Source organism: Pseudomonas sp. F-14 TE3482 (genome assembly GCF_053629455.1).
The window spans coordinates 1,161,015-1,177,631 of the sequence record NZ_JBRJII010000001.1; the positions used below are offsets into that span (position 1 = coordinate 1,161,015).

Annotated in this window: 15 protein-coding genes; 9 read left to right on the forward strand and 6 right to left on the reverse strand. The window is 60.0% G+C overall.

Going from position 1 to position 16,617, the window contains the following annotated elements; all coding sequences use genetic code 11:
• Positions 1-57: 57 nt before the first annotated feature.
• Positions 58-720: an NAD(P)-dependent oxidoreductase gene (locus AB7M26_RS05090; RefSeq protein ID WP_123495553.1), complete on the forward strand. Its 663-nt coding sequence runs from the start codon at positions 58-60 to the stop codon at positions 718-720.
• A 75-nt stretch (positions 721-795) separates the two neighbouring features.
• Here the strand turns inward: AB7M26_RS05090 and AB7M26_RS05095 are convergent, their stop codons facing one another.
• On the reverse strand, positions 796-1,746 hold the full coding sequence (locus tag AB7M26_RS05095; RefSeq protein WP_123495555.1) for a choline sulfate utilization transcriptional regulator: 951 nt from the start codon (positions 1,744-1,746) through the stop codon (positions 796-798).
• 114 nt (positions 1,747-1,860) lie between these two features.
• Here AB7M26_RS05095 and betC point away from each other — a divergent pair, with 114 nt between their 5' ends.
• The 3 genes from betC (at position 1,861) to AB7M26_RS05110 (ending at position 6,083) form a co-directional block, all read left to right on the forward strand.
• Entirely contained in the window at positions 1,861-3,375 is a 1,515-nt protein-coding gene (gene betC, locus AB7M26_RS05100; protein WP_123495557.1) for a choline-sulfatase, read from the forward strand.
• Between the two features lie 16 nt (positions 3,376-3,391).
• Entirely contained in the window at positions 3,392-4,312 is a 921-nt protein-coding gene (gene choX, locus AB7M26_RS05105; protein WP_123495559.1) for a choline ABC transporter substrate-binding protein, read from the forward strand.
• 202 nt (positions 4,313-4,514) lie between these two features.
• The gene (locus AB7M26_RS05110; RefSeq protein ID WP_123495561.1) at positions 4,515-6,083 is read left to right on the forward strand and encodes a SulP family inorganic anion transporter; all 1,569 of its coding nucleotides are present in this window, start codon (positions 4,515-4,517) and stop codon (positions 6,081-6,083) included.
• A 129-nt stretch (positions 6,084-6,212) separates the two neighbouring features.
• Here the strand turns inward: AB7M26_RS05110 and aroE are convergent, their stop codons facing one another.
• Both aroE and hemF read right to left on the reverse strand, forming a co-directional pair.
• Complete coding sequence (gene aroE, locus AB7M26_RS05115; RefSeq protein WP_123495563.1) at positions 6,213-7,034, reverse strand: shikimate dehydrogenase; 822 nt, start codon at positions 7,032-7,034, stop codon at positions 6,213-6,215.
• Positions 7,035-7,115: 81 nt separating this feature from the next.
• Positions 7,116-8,030 (reverse strand): oxygen-dependent coproporphyrinogen oxidase, encoded by a 915-nt coding sequence (gene hemF, locus AB7M26_RS05120; protein WP_123495565.1) that lies wholly within the window; start codon positions 8,028-8,030, stop codon positions 7,116-7,118.
• A 174-nt stretch (positions 8,031-8,204) separates the two neighbouring features.
• Between hemF and AB7M26_RS05125 the strand changes: the two genes are divergently transcribed.
• The gene (locus AB7M26_RS05125) at positions 8,205-9,182 is read left to right on the forward strand and encodes an NADPH:quinone reductase (RefSeq protein WP_123495567.1); all 978 of its coding nucleotides are present in this window, start codon (positions 8,205-8,207) and stop codon (positions 9,180-9,182) included.
• Positions 9,183-9,294: 112 nt separating this feature from the next.
• Here AB7M26_RS05125 and AB7M26_RS05130 read toward each other — a convergent pair whose 3' ends face one another.
• The 3 genes from AB7M26_RS05130 to AB7M26_RS05140 form a co-directional block, all read right to left on the reverse strand.
• A complete protein-coding gene (locus AB7M26_RS05130) occupies positions 9,295-9,852 on the reverse strand; it encodes an L-threonylcarbamoyladenylate synthase (protein ID WP_123495569.1) in 558 nt (185 codons plus the stop codon).
• Between the two features lie 54 nt (positions 9,853-9,906).
• Complete coding sequence (gene dprA / locus AB7M26_RS05135; RefSeq protein ID WP_429388208.1) at positions 9,907-11,013, reverse strand: DNA-processing protein DprA; 1,107 nt, start codon at positions 11,011-11,013, stop codon at positions 9,907-9,909.
• A gap of 80 nt (positions 11,014-11,093) precedes the next feature.
• Positions 11,094-12,119, reverse strand: coding sequence for a LysM peptidoglycan-binding domain-containing protein (locus tag AB7M26_RS05140; protein ID WP_063342017.1), 1,026 nt, complete (start codon positions 12,117-12,119; stop codon positions 11,094-11,096).
• A gap of 169 nt (positions 12,120-12,288) precedes the next feature.
• Between AB7M26_RS05140 and def the strand changes: the two genes are divergently transcribed.
• From def to trkA, 4 genes are all read left to right on the forward strand, one after another.
• A complete protein-coding gene (gene def / locus AB7M26_RS05145; RefSeq protein WP_007902944.1) occupies positions 12,289-12,795 on the forward strand; it encodes a peptide deformylase in 507 nt (168 codons plus the stop codon).
• A 71-nt stretch (positions 12,796-12,866) separates the two neighbouring features.
• Positions 12,867-13,826 (forward strand): methionyl-tRNA formyltransferase, encoded by a 960-nt coding sequence (gene fmt, locus AB7M26_RS05150; protein ID WP_123495572.1) that lies wholly within the window; start codon positions 12,867-12,869, stop codon positions 13,824-13,826.
• Positions 13,823-15,133 carry a 16S rRNA (cytosine(967)-C(5))-methyltransferase RsmB gene (rsmB, locus tag AB7M26_RS05155; RefSeq protein WP_123495574.1) on the forward strand — a complete coding sequence of 437 codons (1,311 nt, stop codon included), beginning with the start codon at positions 13,823-13,825 and terminating at the stop codon, positions 15,131-15,133. The genes fmt and rsmB overlap by 4 nt, the downstream gene beginning before the upstream one ends.
• Positions 15,134-15,154: 21 nt before the next feature.
• Positions 15,155-16,528 (forward strand): Trk system potassium transporter TrkA, encoded by a 1,374-nt coding sequence (gene trkA, locus AB7M26_RS05160; protein ID WP_123495576.1) that lies wholly within the window; start codon positions 15,155-15,157, stop codon positions 16,526-16,528.
• The last annotated feature ends 89 nt before the right edge of the window (positions 16,529-16,617 follow it).

A 16,617-nucleotide genomic window follows, 5' to 3' on the forward strand; every position in this document is an offset into this window, starting at 1 on the left:
CCCACCCCGCTTCCCGCAGGTCACACGCTATATAGGCAGCAAGTACGGAGCACATCCATGAAAAATGCCGAAACCCCAGTGGTGAAGGTGGTGCTTTATGGTGCCATGAGTAGCCTGGGCAGTGCGCTGATGGCTGAAATGCTGCGACGCCAGCATGAAGTGATCGCGATTCTCGATGACCTGACCGCACTCGCGCCGCGCCCGGGTTTGCGCACCAAGACCGGCGATCTGTTCGATGCCAATCGAGTCAAGCAGAGTGTGGCCGGCTGTTCGGCGGTGATCTGCCTGCTCGATGCGCCAGGGTTGCCGATGAACAGTGAGCACATCGAAAAAAAATTTGTGCCCGGCCCGGTCGAGGAGGTACTGGCGGTGGATGCACTGATCGACGGCATGCAGGCCGCAGGTATTGCCCGGCTGTTTGTGGTGGGCGATTTCGAGGTACTGGACGACCCGGAAATCGAAGACCCGTTGCAACGCCACGCCGCCGAAGAAATCCGCGAGTCTCTGCAAAGCAGCTCGTTGCACTGGACCTTGGTGAATGCACCACGGCGCGTGCCCGGACTGACCATCGAGCATTTCAGTCACGTCAGCAGTAGCCTGGAACCTGGTCTGGCCGCAGCGCTGGAACAATTGAACAGGGTAGCCATAGGGATTGCCGATGAGCTGCACCTGAACCTGCATGTGGGTGAGCATGTGAGTTTTGTTGGGACTTCGGAATAGTAAAAGATCGCAGCCTTCGGCAGCTCCTACGCGCCTGTGGGCGCTGCCGAAGGCTGCGATCTTTTCGTTTTAGCTTTACACCGCAATCGAAGGTAAAAGGAGACCATTGAGCGATTGCGCACTACTGGCCTGTTCCGCCATCAACCAATCCACAAACAGTTGAATCAACGCCCCACGCCGTTTGCGCTGGGGCAGGACCACGTAATAACCCAGCCTGGAAATCACCGTGTCGGCAATCGGGCGACACAACAGACCTTGCGCCAACAAGTTATCCACAAGGTGCCGCCAACCGATCGCAACGCCCTGGCCGCCAATCGCCGCCTGAATCAGTAAGGTGTAATTGTCGAAGCGCAGTTGCCCCGGCGCTGGGGCCGAGGTGATTCCCAACTCGCGAAACACGCCGCTCCAGTCAAACCAGTTGCTGCTGTGTTCGCCTCGCAGGTGCAGCAGCGGAAACTCCAGCAATGACTGGGCCGGCAAGGGCAGGGCACGGTCCTTCAACAGCAGCGGGCTGCACACCGGAAACACTTCTTCGCTGAACAGCCAATGGCTCTCGCCCTGCTTGAACCGGCCATCGCCGAACAGCACCGCCACATCGATATCGGTTCGCAGCATGTTGTGGCTGCGTTCGCTGGTAACCAGGCTGACATCCACTTGAGGGTTGGCGCTATGGAAGCGATGCAGACGCGGCATCAGCCAGTACGCGGCGAAGGCAAAGTCGGTGGCCACTTGCAACACTTCGTGCTGCTGTTGTGCGCTGATTGCGCTCAATCCTGCATCGATATTCTGCAAACCGAGCTGAACTTGCTCGAACAGAATAGTCCCGGCCTCAGTCAGCTCAATACCGCGATAGATACGGTCGAACAACCGTGTCGCAAGTTGTTCCTCCAGTCGTTTGATCTGCTGGCTGATGGCCGGTTGCGTGGTGCCGAGCTCCACCGCGGCGGCGGTGAAACTGCGATGCCGGGCCGCGGCTTCAAAGGCACGCAGCAGGTCCAGAGACAAATCACCGAGGGCGTCATACATAAGCTGTGCTTATCCTAGTCATTGCCTGGCATGGGCTTTACCACAAAGATTATGGACTCCATGCTCGATCACAGCACTCTCGCATAAATATCCACTATGGAATGCCGCGATCACATGAAGCGCAAAAATATTCTTTTCATCATGGCCGATCAAATGGCCGCGCCAATGTTGCCGTTCTACGGCCCTTCGCCTATCAGACTGCCGAATCTCAGCCGCCTCGCCGCTGAAGGCGTGGTGTTCGACGCCGCTTATTGCAATAGCCCTCTTTGCGCGCCGTCGCGTTTTACTCTGGTCAGCGGTCAGTTGCCGAGCAAGATCGGCGCCTACGACAACGCGGCCGACTTCCCCGCCGATATACCGACCTATGCCCATTACCTGCGGCGCCTTGGTTACCGCACCGCGCTGTCGGGCAAGATGCATTTCTGCGGCCCGGACCAGTTGCACGGTTACGAAGAACGCCTGACCAGCGACATCTACCCGGCCGACTATGGTTGGGCGGTGAACTGGGACGAGCCGGATGTGCGTCCAACCTGGTATCACAACATGTCGTCGGTGCTGCAAGCCGGGCCATGCGTGCGCACCAATCAGCTGGATTTCGACGAAGAGGTGGTGTTCAAGGCCCAGCAATACCTGTTCGATCACATCCGCGAAGATGGCGATCAGCCGTTTTGCCTGACCGTGTCAATGACTCACCCACACGACCCGTACACAATTCCCAAGGCTTTCTGGGATATGTACGACGACGCCGACATCCCTTTGCCCGAGACACCTGCACAGGATCAACTTGATCCTCACTCCCAGCGTTTGCTCAAGGTCTACGACCTTTGGGACAAGCCGCTGCCTGTGGATAAGATTCGCGATGCGCGCCGCGCCTATTTCGGTGCGTGCAGCTATATTGACGGCAACGTCGGCAAACTTCTGCGAACTCTCGAGGAAACCGGGCTGATCGATGACACCATCATCGTATTCTCCGGTGACCACGGCGACATGCTCGGCGAGCGCGGCCTCTGGTACAAGATGCACTGGTACGAAATGGCTGCCCGTGTACCGCTGTTGATCAGTGCACCAGGGCAATTCGGGGCTGGGCGGGTCAGCGCAGCGGTGTCCACTGCCGACCTGCTACCGACCTTTGTGGAATTGGCCGGCGGCTCGCTGGAACCGGGTTTGCCGCTGGACGGCCGCTCGCTGGTTTCGCATCTGCAAGGGCAGGGCGGTCACGACGAAGTGTTCGGTGAATACATGGCTGAAGGCACCATCAGCCCGTTGATGATGATTCGCCGCGGCGCTTACAAATTCATCTACAGCGAAGACGACCCTTGCCTACTCTTCGATGTACATAACGACCCGAAGGAACAGGAAGAACTAAGCCAATCGCCGCAATATCGGCAGCTTTTCGAGGAGTTTCTCGCCCAAGCGCGGGCAAAATGGGATATCCCGGCGATCCACCAACAGGTGCTCGCCAGTCAGCGACGCCGGCGTTTCGTCGCCGACGCCCTGACCATCGGCAAGCTGAAGAGCTGGGATCACCAGCCGCTGGTGGACGCCAGCCAGCAGTACATGCGCAACCACATCGATCTCGACGATCTGGAACGCAAAGCACGTTATCCACAACCCTGCCAAAACCAATAATGTTAAGGGGAAGTCCATGCAAAGGTTATCCACAGTACTGACGGTCGGGCTTCTGGCTCTGGGCAGTGCCTCGGCCTATGCCGAGCAAAGCTGCGAGACGGTGAAAATGGCCGACCCTGGCTGGAGCGACATCGCTGCAACCAACGCCATCACCGGGTTTCTGCTGGACGGCATGGGCTACAAGGCCAAGGTCGACACACTGGCGGTGCCGATCACCTTTGGCGGTCTGAAGGATGGCCAGGTGGACGTGTTCCTGGGTAACTGGATGCCGGCACAGCAAGGCTTCTATGACAAATTCGTGGCCAATGGCGACGTTACGCAACTGGCGAAGAACCTCGACGGCACCGAGTTCACGCTGGCGGTTCCGGATTATGTTTGGGACGCGGGTGTGCATAACTTTAATGACTTGAACAAGTACGCCGACAAGTTTGACAGGAAGATCTATGGCATCGGCTCAGGCGCCCCAGCGAACATTTCGCTGCAAGAGATCATCAAGAAGAACGACTTCGATATGGGTCAGTGGAAACTGATTGAGTCCAGTGAGCAGGCGATGCTGGCCGAAGTGTCTCGCGCAGTGAAGAAACAGAAGTTCGTGACCTTCCTCGGCTGGACGCCACATCCGATGAACGTACAGCTGAAAATGCATTACCTGAAGGGTGGCGAGAAATACTTCGGTGACACCGGCAGCGTTTATACACTGACCCGCAAAGGTTATGCACAGGCCTGCCCGAATGTCGGCAAACTGCTCACCAACCTGAGTTTTACCCAAGAAATGGAGAACAGCATCATGGCCGAGGTGGTGAATAAAAAGATCAGCAATGCCGCGGCGGCCAAGGCGTGGATCAAGGCCAACCCGGCGGTGCTGGATAAGTGGCTGGACGGGGTGAAGACAGTGGATGGAAAGGATGCATTGCCGGCGGTGAAAGCCAAGTTGTAATAGTTACCTGTGGCGAGGGAGCTTGCTCCCGCTGGAGTGCGTAGCGCTCCCATTTCGGCAAACACGGTTTATCTGTCTCACCGAGTTGTCCGGATTTGCGGCTGCTGCGCAACCGAGCGGGAGCAAGCTCCCTCGCCACAATGATCTGCCCACTGCAGGCCAATGCTTTACCCTGACGATTTACCCCTTGCCGAGAGGACCCATGGCCTTCCCCAGCCTTCATTCACTCTTCCCCTTCCTGACCTGGTTGCCCCGGCAAACCCGCGCCAGCGTCGGTCGTGACCTGATCGTCGGCCTGAGCGGCGCGATTCTCGCGTTGCCACAATCCATTGCCTACGCCCTGATCGCCGGTCTCCCACCGGAATACGGGTTGTACGCCGCGATTATCCCGGTGCTGATCGCCTGCCTCTGGGGTTCGTCGTGGCATTTGATCTGCGGTCCTACGGCGGCCATTTCCATCGTCCTGTACGCCAGCGTCAGTCCTCTGGCCGTCCCCGGGTCGCAGGACTACGTCACGCTGATCCTGCTTCTGACACTCCTGGCGGGCATTTTCCAGTGGCTGCTGGGTTTGCTGCGTTTCGGCGCCTTGGTGAATTTCGTCTCTCACTCGGTGGTGCTGGGCTTCACCCTTGGCGCAGCGGTGGTGATTGCCGTCGGGCAACTGCCGAATTTGCTGGGGCTGGATGTGCCCAACCAGGCCACGGCGCTGAACAGCCTGCTGCTGCTGTTCAGTCATCTCAGTGAGGTGGACAAACCCTCGCTGGTACTGGGCCTGGCCACGGTCGGGGTGGGCATCGCGTTGAAGCTGCTGGTGCCGCGCTGGCCGACGCTGTTGATCGCTCTGGCCTTGAGCGGATCGCTGGTGTGGCTATGGCCAGCGATGTTCGGCCATGTGCAGTTGGTCAGCGCCTTTGTCGGACGGCTGCCGCCCTTCAGCCCGCTGCCGCTGGATCTGGACCTGGTGTTGCGCCTGCTGCCCAGCGCGGTGGCGGTCGGCATGCTCGGGCTGGTGACGAGCCTGTCGATTGCCCGCTCCTTGTCGGCGCGTTCCCAGCAGTTGCTCGACGCCAATCAAGAAGTCCGCGCCCAGGGTTTTTCGAACATGGTCGGTGCGTTTTTTTCCGGCTCGCTGTCAGCCGGTTCCTTCACCCGCTCGGCCCTGAGCTACGACGCCGGTGCCTGCTCACCGTTGGCAGGGGTTTTTTCCGCGGTTTGGGTAGCCTTGTTCGCTATCTTCGGTGCGGTATTGATCGCGCACATTCCGATCCCGGCCATGGCCGGTAGCATTTTGTTGATCGCCTGGGGATTGGTCGACCATCGCGGCATTCGCGCGTTGTTACGAGTCAGCCGTGCCGAGTTTCTGGTCATGGCGCTGACCTGTGTCGCGACGCTGTTGCTGGAGTTGCAAACGGCGATCTACGCCGGAGTGCTGGCATCGTTGTTCTTCTACCTCAAACGCACCTCGCAACCTCGGGTGCAGCATTGGCGTGAGGGCGACGAAGACATTCTGCGAGTCGGCGGTTCGATCTTTTTCGGCGCCAGCCATTACCTGCAGGTGCGTTTGCAACGAATGCACGGCGCGCGGGTGGTGATCGAGGCGCAGCAGATCAACTTCATCGACTATTCGGGCGTGGAAATGCTGCACCAGGAAGCACGACGGCTGCTACGCCAGGATCGCAGCCTGACGCTGCGGCGGGCACGGCCGCAGGTGGTGGAGGAGTTGAGAAAGCTCGAAGGCGCGGAGAAGTGCCCGATCCGCTTCGAAGATTGAAACATCCCACCTTGGAATAAACACAGACCACTGTGGCGAGGGAGCTTGCTCCCGCTCGGGTGCGAAGCGCCCGCAGATTTTAGGGTCGCTTCGCAACCCAACGGGAGCAAGCTCCCTCGCCACAGAGAACTAAGCGGCCAATTGCCGGCGGAGTTCGGCCAATACCGGCGCTGTATCCGGGCGCACACCGCGCCACAGGTAGAAAGCTTCCGCCGCCTGCTCTGCCAACATTCCCAGGCCATCCATCGCCACCGCCGCGCCGTGCTCGCTAGCCCAGCGGCAGAAGGAGGTCGGCTCCTTGCCGTACATCATGTCATAGCAAACCGTCTTGCCCGGCTCGATCAAGCTGCTGGCAATCGGCGGTACATCGCCTGACAGGCTCGCCGACGTAGCGTTGATGATCAGGTCCACCGGCTCCTGCAACCAATCGAAACCACTGGCCGATACCGGCCCCAGATCCGCGAACAATTGCGCCAGCAACTCGGCTTTTTCCACCGTGCGGTTAGCGATGATCACTGATGCCGGTTGCTCCGCCAGCAACGGCTCCAGCGCACCGCGCACCGCGCCGCCCGCACCCAGCAGCAGGATGCGTTTGCCCTTGAGGCTGAAACCGGCATTGACCGTCAGGTCCCGCACCAGCCCGGCGCCATCGGTGTTGTCGCCCAGCAGACTGCCATCGGCCAGTTTGCTCAGGGTATTCACCGCGCCAGCCCGCTGCGCCCGCTTCGTCAAGCTGTTCGCCAGGCGATAAGCGTCTTCCTTGAACGGCACCGTCACATTCGCCCCACGCCCTTCACGGAAAAATGCCCGGGCACAGCCGGAAAAATCATCGAGGGGCGCCAGCAAAGTGCTGTAATCGAGTTTTTGCCCCGTTTGCTCGGCGAACAAACGGTGGATCAGCGGCGACTTGCTGTGGCCAATCGGATTACCGAATACGACGTAACGATCCATCTACATTCCTCAACCGTAGGAGCTGCCGAAGGTTGCGATCTTGACGGCAACCCCGACGATGCAAAAACTCAAACCCTGGAATCAGGCCTTCGCCAACCAATCGCGGTCTTGCAGGAAGTACTCGGTCAGGCGCGCTTCTTCACTGCCCGGCTCGGCTTTCCAGTCGTAGGCCCAGCGCACTTGCGGCGGCAGCGACATCAGGATCGACTCGGTACGCCCGCCCGATTGCAGGCCGAACAGCGTGCCGCGGTCATAGACCAGGTTGAACTCGACGTAACGGCCACGGCGAAACTCCTGGAATTCACGCTGTTTGGCCGTGAACGCATCGTTCTTGCGGCGCTGCACGATTGGCAGGTAAGCGTCGATGAACGCATCGCCGATGGCGCGCATGAAGGCGAAGCTGGTCTCGAAGTCCCACTCGTTCAAGTCATCGAAAAACAGGCCGCCGATGCCACGCGGCTCGTGGCGATGCTTGATGTGGAAGTAACTGTCGCACCAGGCTTTGTAGCGCGGGTAGACGTCTGGCCCGAACGGCGCGCAGGCCTGTTCGGCGACGCGGTGCCAGTGCACGCAATCTTCTTCATTACCGTAATAAGGGGTCAGGTCGAAGCCGCCACCGAACCACCAGACCGGCTCTTCACCTTCTTTCTCGGCGATGAAAAAGCGCACATTGGCGTGGGACGTCGGTACATGGGGGTTGTGCGGGTGAATCACCAAAGACACGCCCAAGGCTTCGAAGCCTCGGCCGGCCAGTTCTGGCCGATGAGCGCTGGCAGAGGGTGGGAGACCGCTGCCAAAGACGTGGGAAAAGTTGACGCCGCCCTTTTCAATGACCGCGCCGTTTTCGATCACCCGGGTGCGACCACCACCGCCGGCAGGGCGGGTCCAGGCGTCTTCGACGAAATGCGCGCCGCCGTCTTCAGCTTCCAAAGCAGCGCAAATGCGGTCTTGCAGGTCGAGCAGGTAGGCTTTTACGGCCTCGGTGCGGGTAGTCATGGCATCACCTTGAATCGGGCAAAGCTACGCGGCGCTCATACAGGCCGGCGGCAAATTGCTGCGTAGGATAACACTGCACCTTGTGCCGTCGCAGTTGACGAAGGTCAAGCTTTAAGAGTCCGATAGGGCGCTTGGCGCTACAACTCTAGAAGCTGATACTTAAGGAAAGTGCAGATGGCAAAGCGTATCCAGTTCCGCGCCCATGGCGGTCCCGAAGTGCTTGAGCATGTCGATTACCAGCCCGCCGAACCCGGCCCGCTGCAGGTGCGCGTGACCAACAAGGCCATCGGCCTGAACTTCATTGACACCTATTACCGCGGTGGTCTCTATGCGCCACCCGCCTTGCCGTCGGGCCTGGGCGCTGAAGGCGCGGGCGTGGTCGAAGCAATCGGCAGCGAAGTCACCCGCTTCAAGATTGGCGATCGCGTGGCGTACGGCAGCGGCCCATTGGGTGCTTATAGCGACGTTCATGTATTGCCGGAAGCCAATCTGGTCCATCTGCCGGATGCCATCAGCTTCGAACAGGCCGCCGGCGTGATGCTCAAAGGCCTGACCGTGCAGTACTTGCTGCGTCAGACGTATGAACTCAAGGGTGGCGAAACCATTCTGTTCCACGCGGCAGCCGGAGGCGTCGGTTCCCTGGCCTGCCAATGGGCCAAGGCCTTGGACGTTAAGCTGATCGGCACAGTCAGTTCAGCAGAGAAAGCCGCCCTGGCGAAAGCCAATGGTGCCTGGGCGACCATCGATTACAGCCATGAAAACGTCGCACAACGGGTGCTGGAATTGACTGACGGTAAAAAGGTGCCGGTGGTGTACGACGGTGTAGGCAAAGATACCTGGCTGACATCGCTCGACAGCGTCGCGCCTCGGGGGCTGGTGGTGAGTTTCGGTAATGCATCAGGCGCAGTGGATGGAGTGAATCTGGGGATTCTCGCGGGGAAGGGTTCGCTGTACGTGACCCGACCGACTCTGGCGACCTACGCCAACAACGCTGAAAACCTGCAAAACATGGCCGATGAGCTGTTCGAGATGATCATCAGCGGGAAGCTTACGGTGGACATCAGTCAGCGGTATCCATTGGCTGAAGCGGCCAAAGCGCAGACCGAATTGTCGGCGCGGCGTACGACTGGCTCGACTGTTTTGTTGCCTTGAGGACGCCATCGCGGGCAAGCCCGCTCCCACAGGACTTCGGTCGTGCACATTATTCGTGTACGACTCGGATCTGTGGGAGCGAGGCTTGCCCGCGATGAACGATGATGCGGACTTAATCCGGGCGCACAACGTGGCCGGTCGCCAGATCGCGAATGACGCTCGGATTCTTCCGCCCACCCAGATTGCCGCCCAGCACCCAATCAACCTGCCCGCGGAAATACTGCTCCACGCGAATCCGCGTCCGCGCCGCTGGCCGCCCCTGAGGGTTAGCCGAGGTCGACACCAACGGCCCGACCACCGCACACAAATCCCGCACCAGTGGGTGATCGCTAACCCGCAACGCCACCGTTTCATGCACACCGGTAATCCACTGGGGCAACATATTTTGATGCGGCACCAGCCAGGTGTTGGGGCCCGGCCAAGTGCTGGCCATGCGGTCCATCCACAATTCAGGGAAGTCTTCGAAGAGGAAGTCGAACTGGCGAATATTGTCGGCCACCAGAATCAGACCTTTATCCACAGACCGTCCCTTGATCAGCAGCAGACGATCCACCGCCTCTTCGTTCCACGGGTCACAACCCAGGCCCCAGACAGCTTCGGTTGGATAGGCAATGACCGCCCCGGCGCGAACTTCTCGTGCGGCTTGTTGCACACGCCAACTGTTAACCATGAAAGACTCTCCGGAATAAGGCTCTGGGCAGTTTACCGATCTTCCATGCAAAACCTAGCGTCCCCGTGCAAGCCAGCGGCCACTTTCACAGACCGCACGGCCGTCCATTTCCAGTTCCGTCAGCGCTGCCAACACTTTCGACAATGCCCAGCCGCTGGTGATCGCCAAGGCTTCGCTGGTATGGGGCGCCGCGTGGAGCAATATGAGCAGCGGATGAGTCTCTGTCGTCTGCGGCGTTTCCGAGGATAACGGCAGCCTTTGCCAGCCGCGCAAGGCTTCGAGGATATGCTCGATGGTTTCCACCAGCACCGCACCGTCGCGAATCAACTGATGGCAACCCTTTGCCCCGGGGTGATGGATCGACCCTGGAATCGCATACACCTCACGCCCCTGTTCCGCCGCCAGCCTGGCGGTGATCAACGAACCACTGGCAACACTCGCCTCGACCACGAGCACGCCGAGGGACAAACCGCTGATGATTCGATTGCGCCGGGGGAAGTTGCTGGGGGAAGGGCCGGCGTCCAGCGGGAACTCCGAAAGGACCGCGCTTCCCGAGGCAATCATGGCGTCTGCCAGTCGCCGATTGCGCTGTGGATAAAAATTTTCAAGCCCCGTGCCAAGTACGCCGACCGTTTGCCCGCCAACGTCCAGAGCCGCCTGATGCGCCGCCGCATCGATGCCCAGGGCCAGACCGCTGGTGATGACAAAACCGGCGCCGGCCAGCGTGCGGGAAAACGCGGTGGCGGTGTCCATGCCCGGTCGCGAAGCATGGCGGCTGCCGACCATCGCCAGCTGTGGTTTTTCCAGAATTACCGGATCGCCCGCGACGAATAACAGCGGCGGCGCATCGCTGATTTGCGCCAGCAACGCGGGGTAGTCAGGTTGGTCCCACATCAGTAAATGCTGGCCCGGGCGCTCTAACCAGGCTAATGCATGACGGGCGCCGTCACGGACTTCAATAGAGCGCCGGCCCTCCGCGCAAGTGAGCGGCAGGCCCAATGCACGCCAGGCGCTAGCCGGTGCGCTGATGGCTTTGGAGGCAGAGCCGAAGGCCTCAAGCAACTTCTTGAAACGCGCAGGGCCGAGTTCCGGCAAACGGTGCAGGCGTAAACGGGCTTCCAGTTCCGCGGGGGAAACGGACATACAGGCAGACAACGACATAGATCATCCTTGATCGTTATAGAGTCCCATCGAATCGGGAATAAGCTGTGGATAACTCTGTTGGTAACTTGTGAGCAGGCTTAAGGATTTCGCACCTTGTCCATCACCGCCAAGGAGCGCGATGCGTTAAGGACAAGCCCGTAGCTGAGCTTGTCGTAGGTGCGGAATACCATCAGCAGCCCGGCCCGCTCGTCGGGAATTTTCAATGGCTGGCCGGTGATCCGGTCACGCACGGTTTCACCGGTTTTCATCACCACCAGCACATTGCCTTCGGCCAGGCCATCGCGCTGCCCCTTGTTCAGCGTGACGACATCCAGTGCGCCGATCTGGGTGACCCCTCGCGGCACATCAATGATCAAGCCGTTGATTTCGGTTGTCGGGGCACTGGGCATGAAGGTCGAATTGATCGAGCGTTCTTCGCCGCCGAATAAGCGGTCGCCGAGTCGCACTTCCTGAGTGGTGCGTTGCAGGGCCAGGGTGGCGACATCGCCCTCAGTGGCAATGATTTCGCCGCCACCGATGTCGTCGGCGTTGATCCCCAGAAACTCCTTGCTCTGCGGATCGGTGTAGACCTTGCCCTGACGGAAGATGCCGTACACCGGTTGTGCCGGGTCGAAATGGCCACGCGCGAATATTCGATCACCGGTGCCACTGAGCACCCGTTCGGCATCGCCGGCGACGATATAGGGCGCCTTGTCGAAATCCTCTGCCTTGTCGACGATGCGATTGCTCAGCAGAAAGCTGTTGATCGATTTCAGCGGAATGCTCGGAATGGCGTCGGCCACCGGCGAGCTGCGGATTCGTGGCGAAAGCTTGATGGTGCCCCGGGAAGCGCCGCGATTGAGGGTCAGACGTGGCTGACCGTTGACGTAGACCAGCGACAGCGTATCGCCCGGATAGATGAGATTGGGGTTTTCGATCTGTGGATTGGCCTGCCAAAGCTGCGGCCACTCCCATGGCTCACGCAGGTATTTGGCGGAAATATCCCAGAGTGTGTCCCCTGCCACCACGGTGTATTGCTGTGGAAAACCTTCCCTGAGTTGCACTTGCCCATGCGCAAAACCGGCCGAGGCCAGAAGGAGCAAGGCGAGTAGTGATTTCCTCATGCGGTGAATCCCTTTATTATGTACGTTCGCGTGAAACGCCAGAGCCCTCGTGGCTCGCTTCCGGCTCATTATTGAAAAGCGGGAAGCTACGTTCACAACGGTAGCCTGCATCCTCGGACTCGCCAGGCCATCGACCCGACTTTACCTCACACGTGCAGCAATTGAGCTTATGGCCATTTTAGACATCCTCGAATTCCCCGACTCGCGCCTGCGCACTATCGCCAAACCAGTGGCTGTAGTGGACGACGAAGTGCGTCAGTTGGTCGATGACATGTTTGAAACAATGTATGAAGCGCCAGGCATCGGCCTCGCCGCGACCCAGGTCAACGTGCACAAACGTATCGTCGTGATGGACCTCTCCGAAGACCGCAGCGAACCGCGAGTGTTCATCAACCCCGAGTTCGAAGTCCTGACTGACGAGGTGGACCAGTACCAGGAAGGCTGCCTCTCGGTGCCGGGCTTCTACGAAAACGTCGATCGCCCGCAAAAGGTCAAAATCAAGGCCCAGGATCGCGACGGCCAACCGTACGAACTGATCGCCGAAGGCCTGCTTGCGGTATGCATCCAGCATGAATGCGACCACCTCAACGGCAAATTGTTCGTTGATTACCTGTCCACGCTCAAACGCGACCGGATCAAGAAGAAACTGGAAAAGCTCCATCGCCAGAACGCTTGATGCCCTTCTTTCAAAGGCTTGCTGCGGCAAGCCTTTTTCTTTTGCGACTGCTTTGTAATTGAGAGCTTCCCATGACTGAGCCACTGCGCATTGTCTTTGCCGGTACCCCGGAATTCGCCGCCGAACACCTCAAGGCTCTGCTCGACAGTCCTTACGAAATCGTTGCGGTCTACACCCAACCGGACCGTCCGGCAGGCCGTGGGCAGAAGCTGATGCCGAGCCCGGTCAAGCAGTTGGCGTTGGAAAACAATATCCCGGTGTTGCAGCCGCCAACCCTGCGCAACGAAGATGCTCAGGCTGAACTCGCCGCACTGAAACCGGACTTGCTGGTGGTGGTCGCCTACGGGCTGATCCTGCCGCAAGTGGTGCTGGATATCCCGCGTCTGGGCTGCATCAACAGCCACGCTTCCTTGCTGCCACGCTGGCGCGGTGCGGCACCGATCCAGCGCGCCGTTGAGGCGGGCGATAGCGAAAGCGGCGTGACCGTGATGCGTATGGAACTGGGTCTGGATACCGGGCCGATGTTGCTCAAAGTCACCACGCCGATCAGCGCAGAAGACACCGGCGGCAGCCTCCATGATCGCCTCGCAGAGATGGGCCCACCGGCCGTGGTGCAGGCGATTGCTGGCCTGGCTGCAGGCACTCTGGAAGGCGAAGTGCAGGACGACAGCCTCGCCACCTACGCACACAAATTGAACAAGGACGAAGCACGCATTGACTGGAGCCGCCCGGCGGTTGAGCTGGAGCGTCTGGTTCGTGCTTTCAACCCTTGGCCGATCACCCACAGCACGCTGAACGGCGAAGCGCTGAAAGTGCTGGCTGCGAGCCAGGCCGAAGGGCAGGGCGCACCGGGTGAAATCCTCAGTGCCAGCAAGGACGGCTTGGTCGTCGCCTGCGGTGAACAGGCGCTGTGCCTGACCCGTCTGCAATTGCCCGGCGGCAAGGCGCTGAACTTCAGCGACTTGTTCAACAGCCGTCGTGAGAAATTCGCTGTCGGCACCGTTCTCGGTCAAGCGGCGGACGCTCAATGAATCCACGTCTGGCTGCCGCCAAGGCACTTGCTGCTGTTCTTAACGGAAAAGCCTCACTCAACAGTTCTCTGCCGACGCAAATGGACAAGGTCGAAGACCGCGATCGCGGCTTCACCCAGGACCTGGCGTTCGGCACGGCTCGTTGGCAGCCACGTTTGTCGGCGTTGGCGGCCAAGTTGCTGCAAAAGCCGTTCAAGGCAGCTGATGCCGATGTCGAGGCGCTGTTGTTGGTCGGTCTCTACCAACTGCTCTACACCCGGGTTCCGGCCCACGCTGCCATCGGCGAAACCGTCGGTTGCGCCGACAAACTGAAAAAACCGTGGGCCAAAGCCTTGCTCAACGCCGTTTTGCGCCGCGCCCAACGGGAAAGCGAAGCGCTGCTGGCCGAGCTGGAGCACGACCCGGTGGTACGCACCGCTCACCCACGCTGGCTGCAAAAATCCCTCAAAGCCTTCTGGCCTGAGCAGTGGGAAGCCATTTGCGCGGCGAACAACGCGCACCCGCCGATGATTTTGCGGGTCAACCGTCGCCATCACACTCGCGATGCTTATCTCGGGTTGCTGACTGAAGCGGGCATCGCTGCCACGCCGTGCATTTACAGTCAGGACGGCATCATCCTCGACGCCGCTGCCGACGTGCGCAGCCTGCCAGGTTTCGCCGAAGGCTGGATCAGCGTGCAGGACGAAGCCGCGCAACTGGCCGCTGACCTGCTGGACCTGGCGCCAGGCCAACGGGTGCTGGACGCCTGCTGCGCACCGGGCGGCAAAACCTGCCACATCCTTGAAGCCGAGCCAAAACTGGCTGGCGTGGTGGCTGTGGATCTGGAAGCCAAACGTCTGGTGCGGGTGCGGGAAAACCTTGCACGCCTGGGCCTGAGCGCCGAACTGATCGCCGCCGACGGCCGCGACACCGCGAGCTGGTGGGACGGCAAGCCATTCCAACGCATTCTGCTGGACGCGCCGTGCTCGGCCACCGGGGTAATTCGTCGTCATCCGGACATCAAACTGACCCGCCAACCCGATGACATCGCCGCGCTGGCGGTGCTTCAAGGCGAGCTGCTCGACGCCCTGTGGATAACGTTGGAAGTGGGCGGCATTCTGCTTTACGCCACCTGCTCCACGCTGCCGAGCGAGAACACCGAAGTCATCGAAGCGTTCCTCGCTCGCACGCCGGGTGCCCGTGAACTCGATATCGCCAGTCAGGCCGGCATCAAGCAGCCCCATGGTCGCCAATTGCTGGCACAGGAAGGTGGCCACGACGGGTTCTATTACGCCAAGCTGATCAAGATTGCCGCCGCGCGCGGTTAACCGGTTTTAAGGAGTGAATGGATGAAAATCATCATCCTCGGCGCAGGGCAGGTCGGCGGTTCGCTGGCAGAACATCTGGCCAGTGAAGCCAATGACATCACTGTGGTCGACACCGATGGCGAACGCCTGCGCGATCTCGGTGATCGACTGGACATCCGCACCGTGCAAGGTCGCGGTTCGCTGCCGACCATCCTGCGTCAGGCCGGTGCCGACGACGCCGACATGCTGGTTGCGGTGACCAACAGTGACGAAACCAACATGGTGGCCTGTCAGGTCGCTCACACTCTGTTTCACACACCGACCAAGATCGCCCGGGTCCGCGAAGCCGCGTACCTGACCCGCGCCGAACTGTTCGATAACGAAGCGATTCCGGTCGACGTGCTGATCAGTCCGGAGCAAGTCGTCACCAATTACATCAAGCGCCTGATCCAGCATCCGGGGGCGTTGCAGGTAATCGACTTCGCCGAAGGCAAGGCGCAACTGGTGGCAGTGAAAGCCTATTACGGCGGTCCGCTGGTAGGTCAGCAATTGCGCCAGTTGCGTGAACACATGCCGAACGTCGAAACCCGCGTTGCGGCGATTTTCCGTCGTGACCGGCCGATCCTGCCCCAGGGCGATACGGTGATCGAGGCCGACGATGAAGTATTTTTCATCGCCGCCAAAGCGAACATTCGCGCGGTGATGAGCGAAATGCGCCGCCTGGATGAGAGCTACAAACGTATCGTCATCGCTGGCGGCGGGCAGATTGGCGAGCGCTTGGCCGAGGCCATCGAAAGCCGTTATCAGGTGAAGATCATCGAGATGAACCCGGCCCGCTGCCGCCATCTCTCGGACACCCTCGACAGCACCGTGGTGTTGCAGGGCAGTGCCTCCGACCGCGACCTGCTGATCGAGGAGAACATCGCCGACGCCGATATCTTCCTGGCGCTGACCAACGACGACGAAGCCAACATCATGTCGTCGCTGCTGGCCAAGCGCCTGGGCGCGAAGAAGGTGATGACGATCATCAACAACCCGGCCTACGTCGACCTGATCCAGGGCGGCGACATCGACATCGCCATCAGCCCGCAATTGGCGACCATCGGCACCTTGCTGGCCCACGTGCGGCGCGGCGATATCGTCAGCGTGCACTCATTGCGTCGAGGTGCGGCGGAAGCCATCGAGGCCATCGCCCACGGTGATGAAAAGTCGAGCAAGGTGATCGGCAAGGCCATTGAAAACATCGGCCTGCCACCGGGGACCACCATCGGCGCGATCATCCGCGACGAAGAAGTGATCATCGCCCACGACAAAACGGTGATCGAAGCCGGCGACCATGTGATTCTGTTCCTTGTGGATAAAAAGCATATTCGGGATGTGGAGAAGCTGTTCCATGTGGGGTTGAGCTTCTTCTGATCCGGCATTTGCAGTGGCTGGCCGGGCCCCTTCGCGGGCAAGCCCGCTCCCACAGTGTTTTGCAGTGAACACATATTTTGTGTACGACC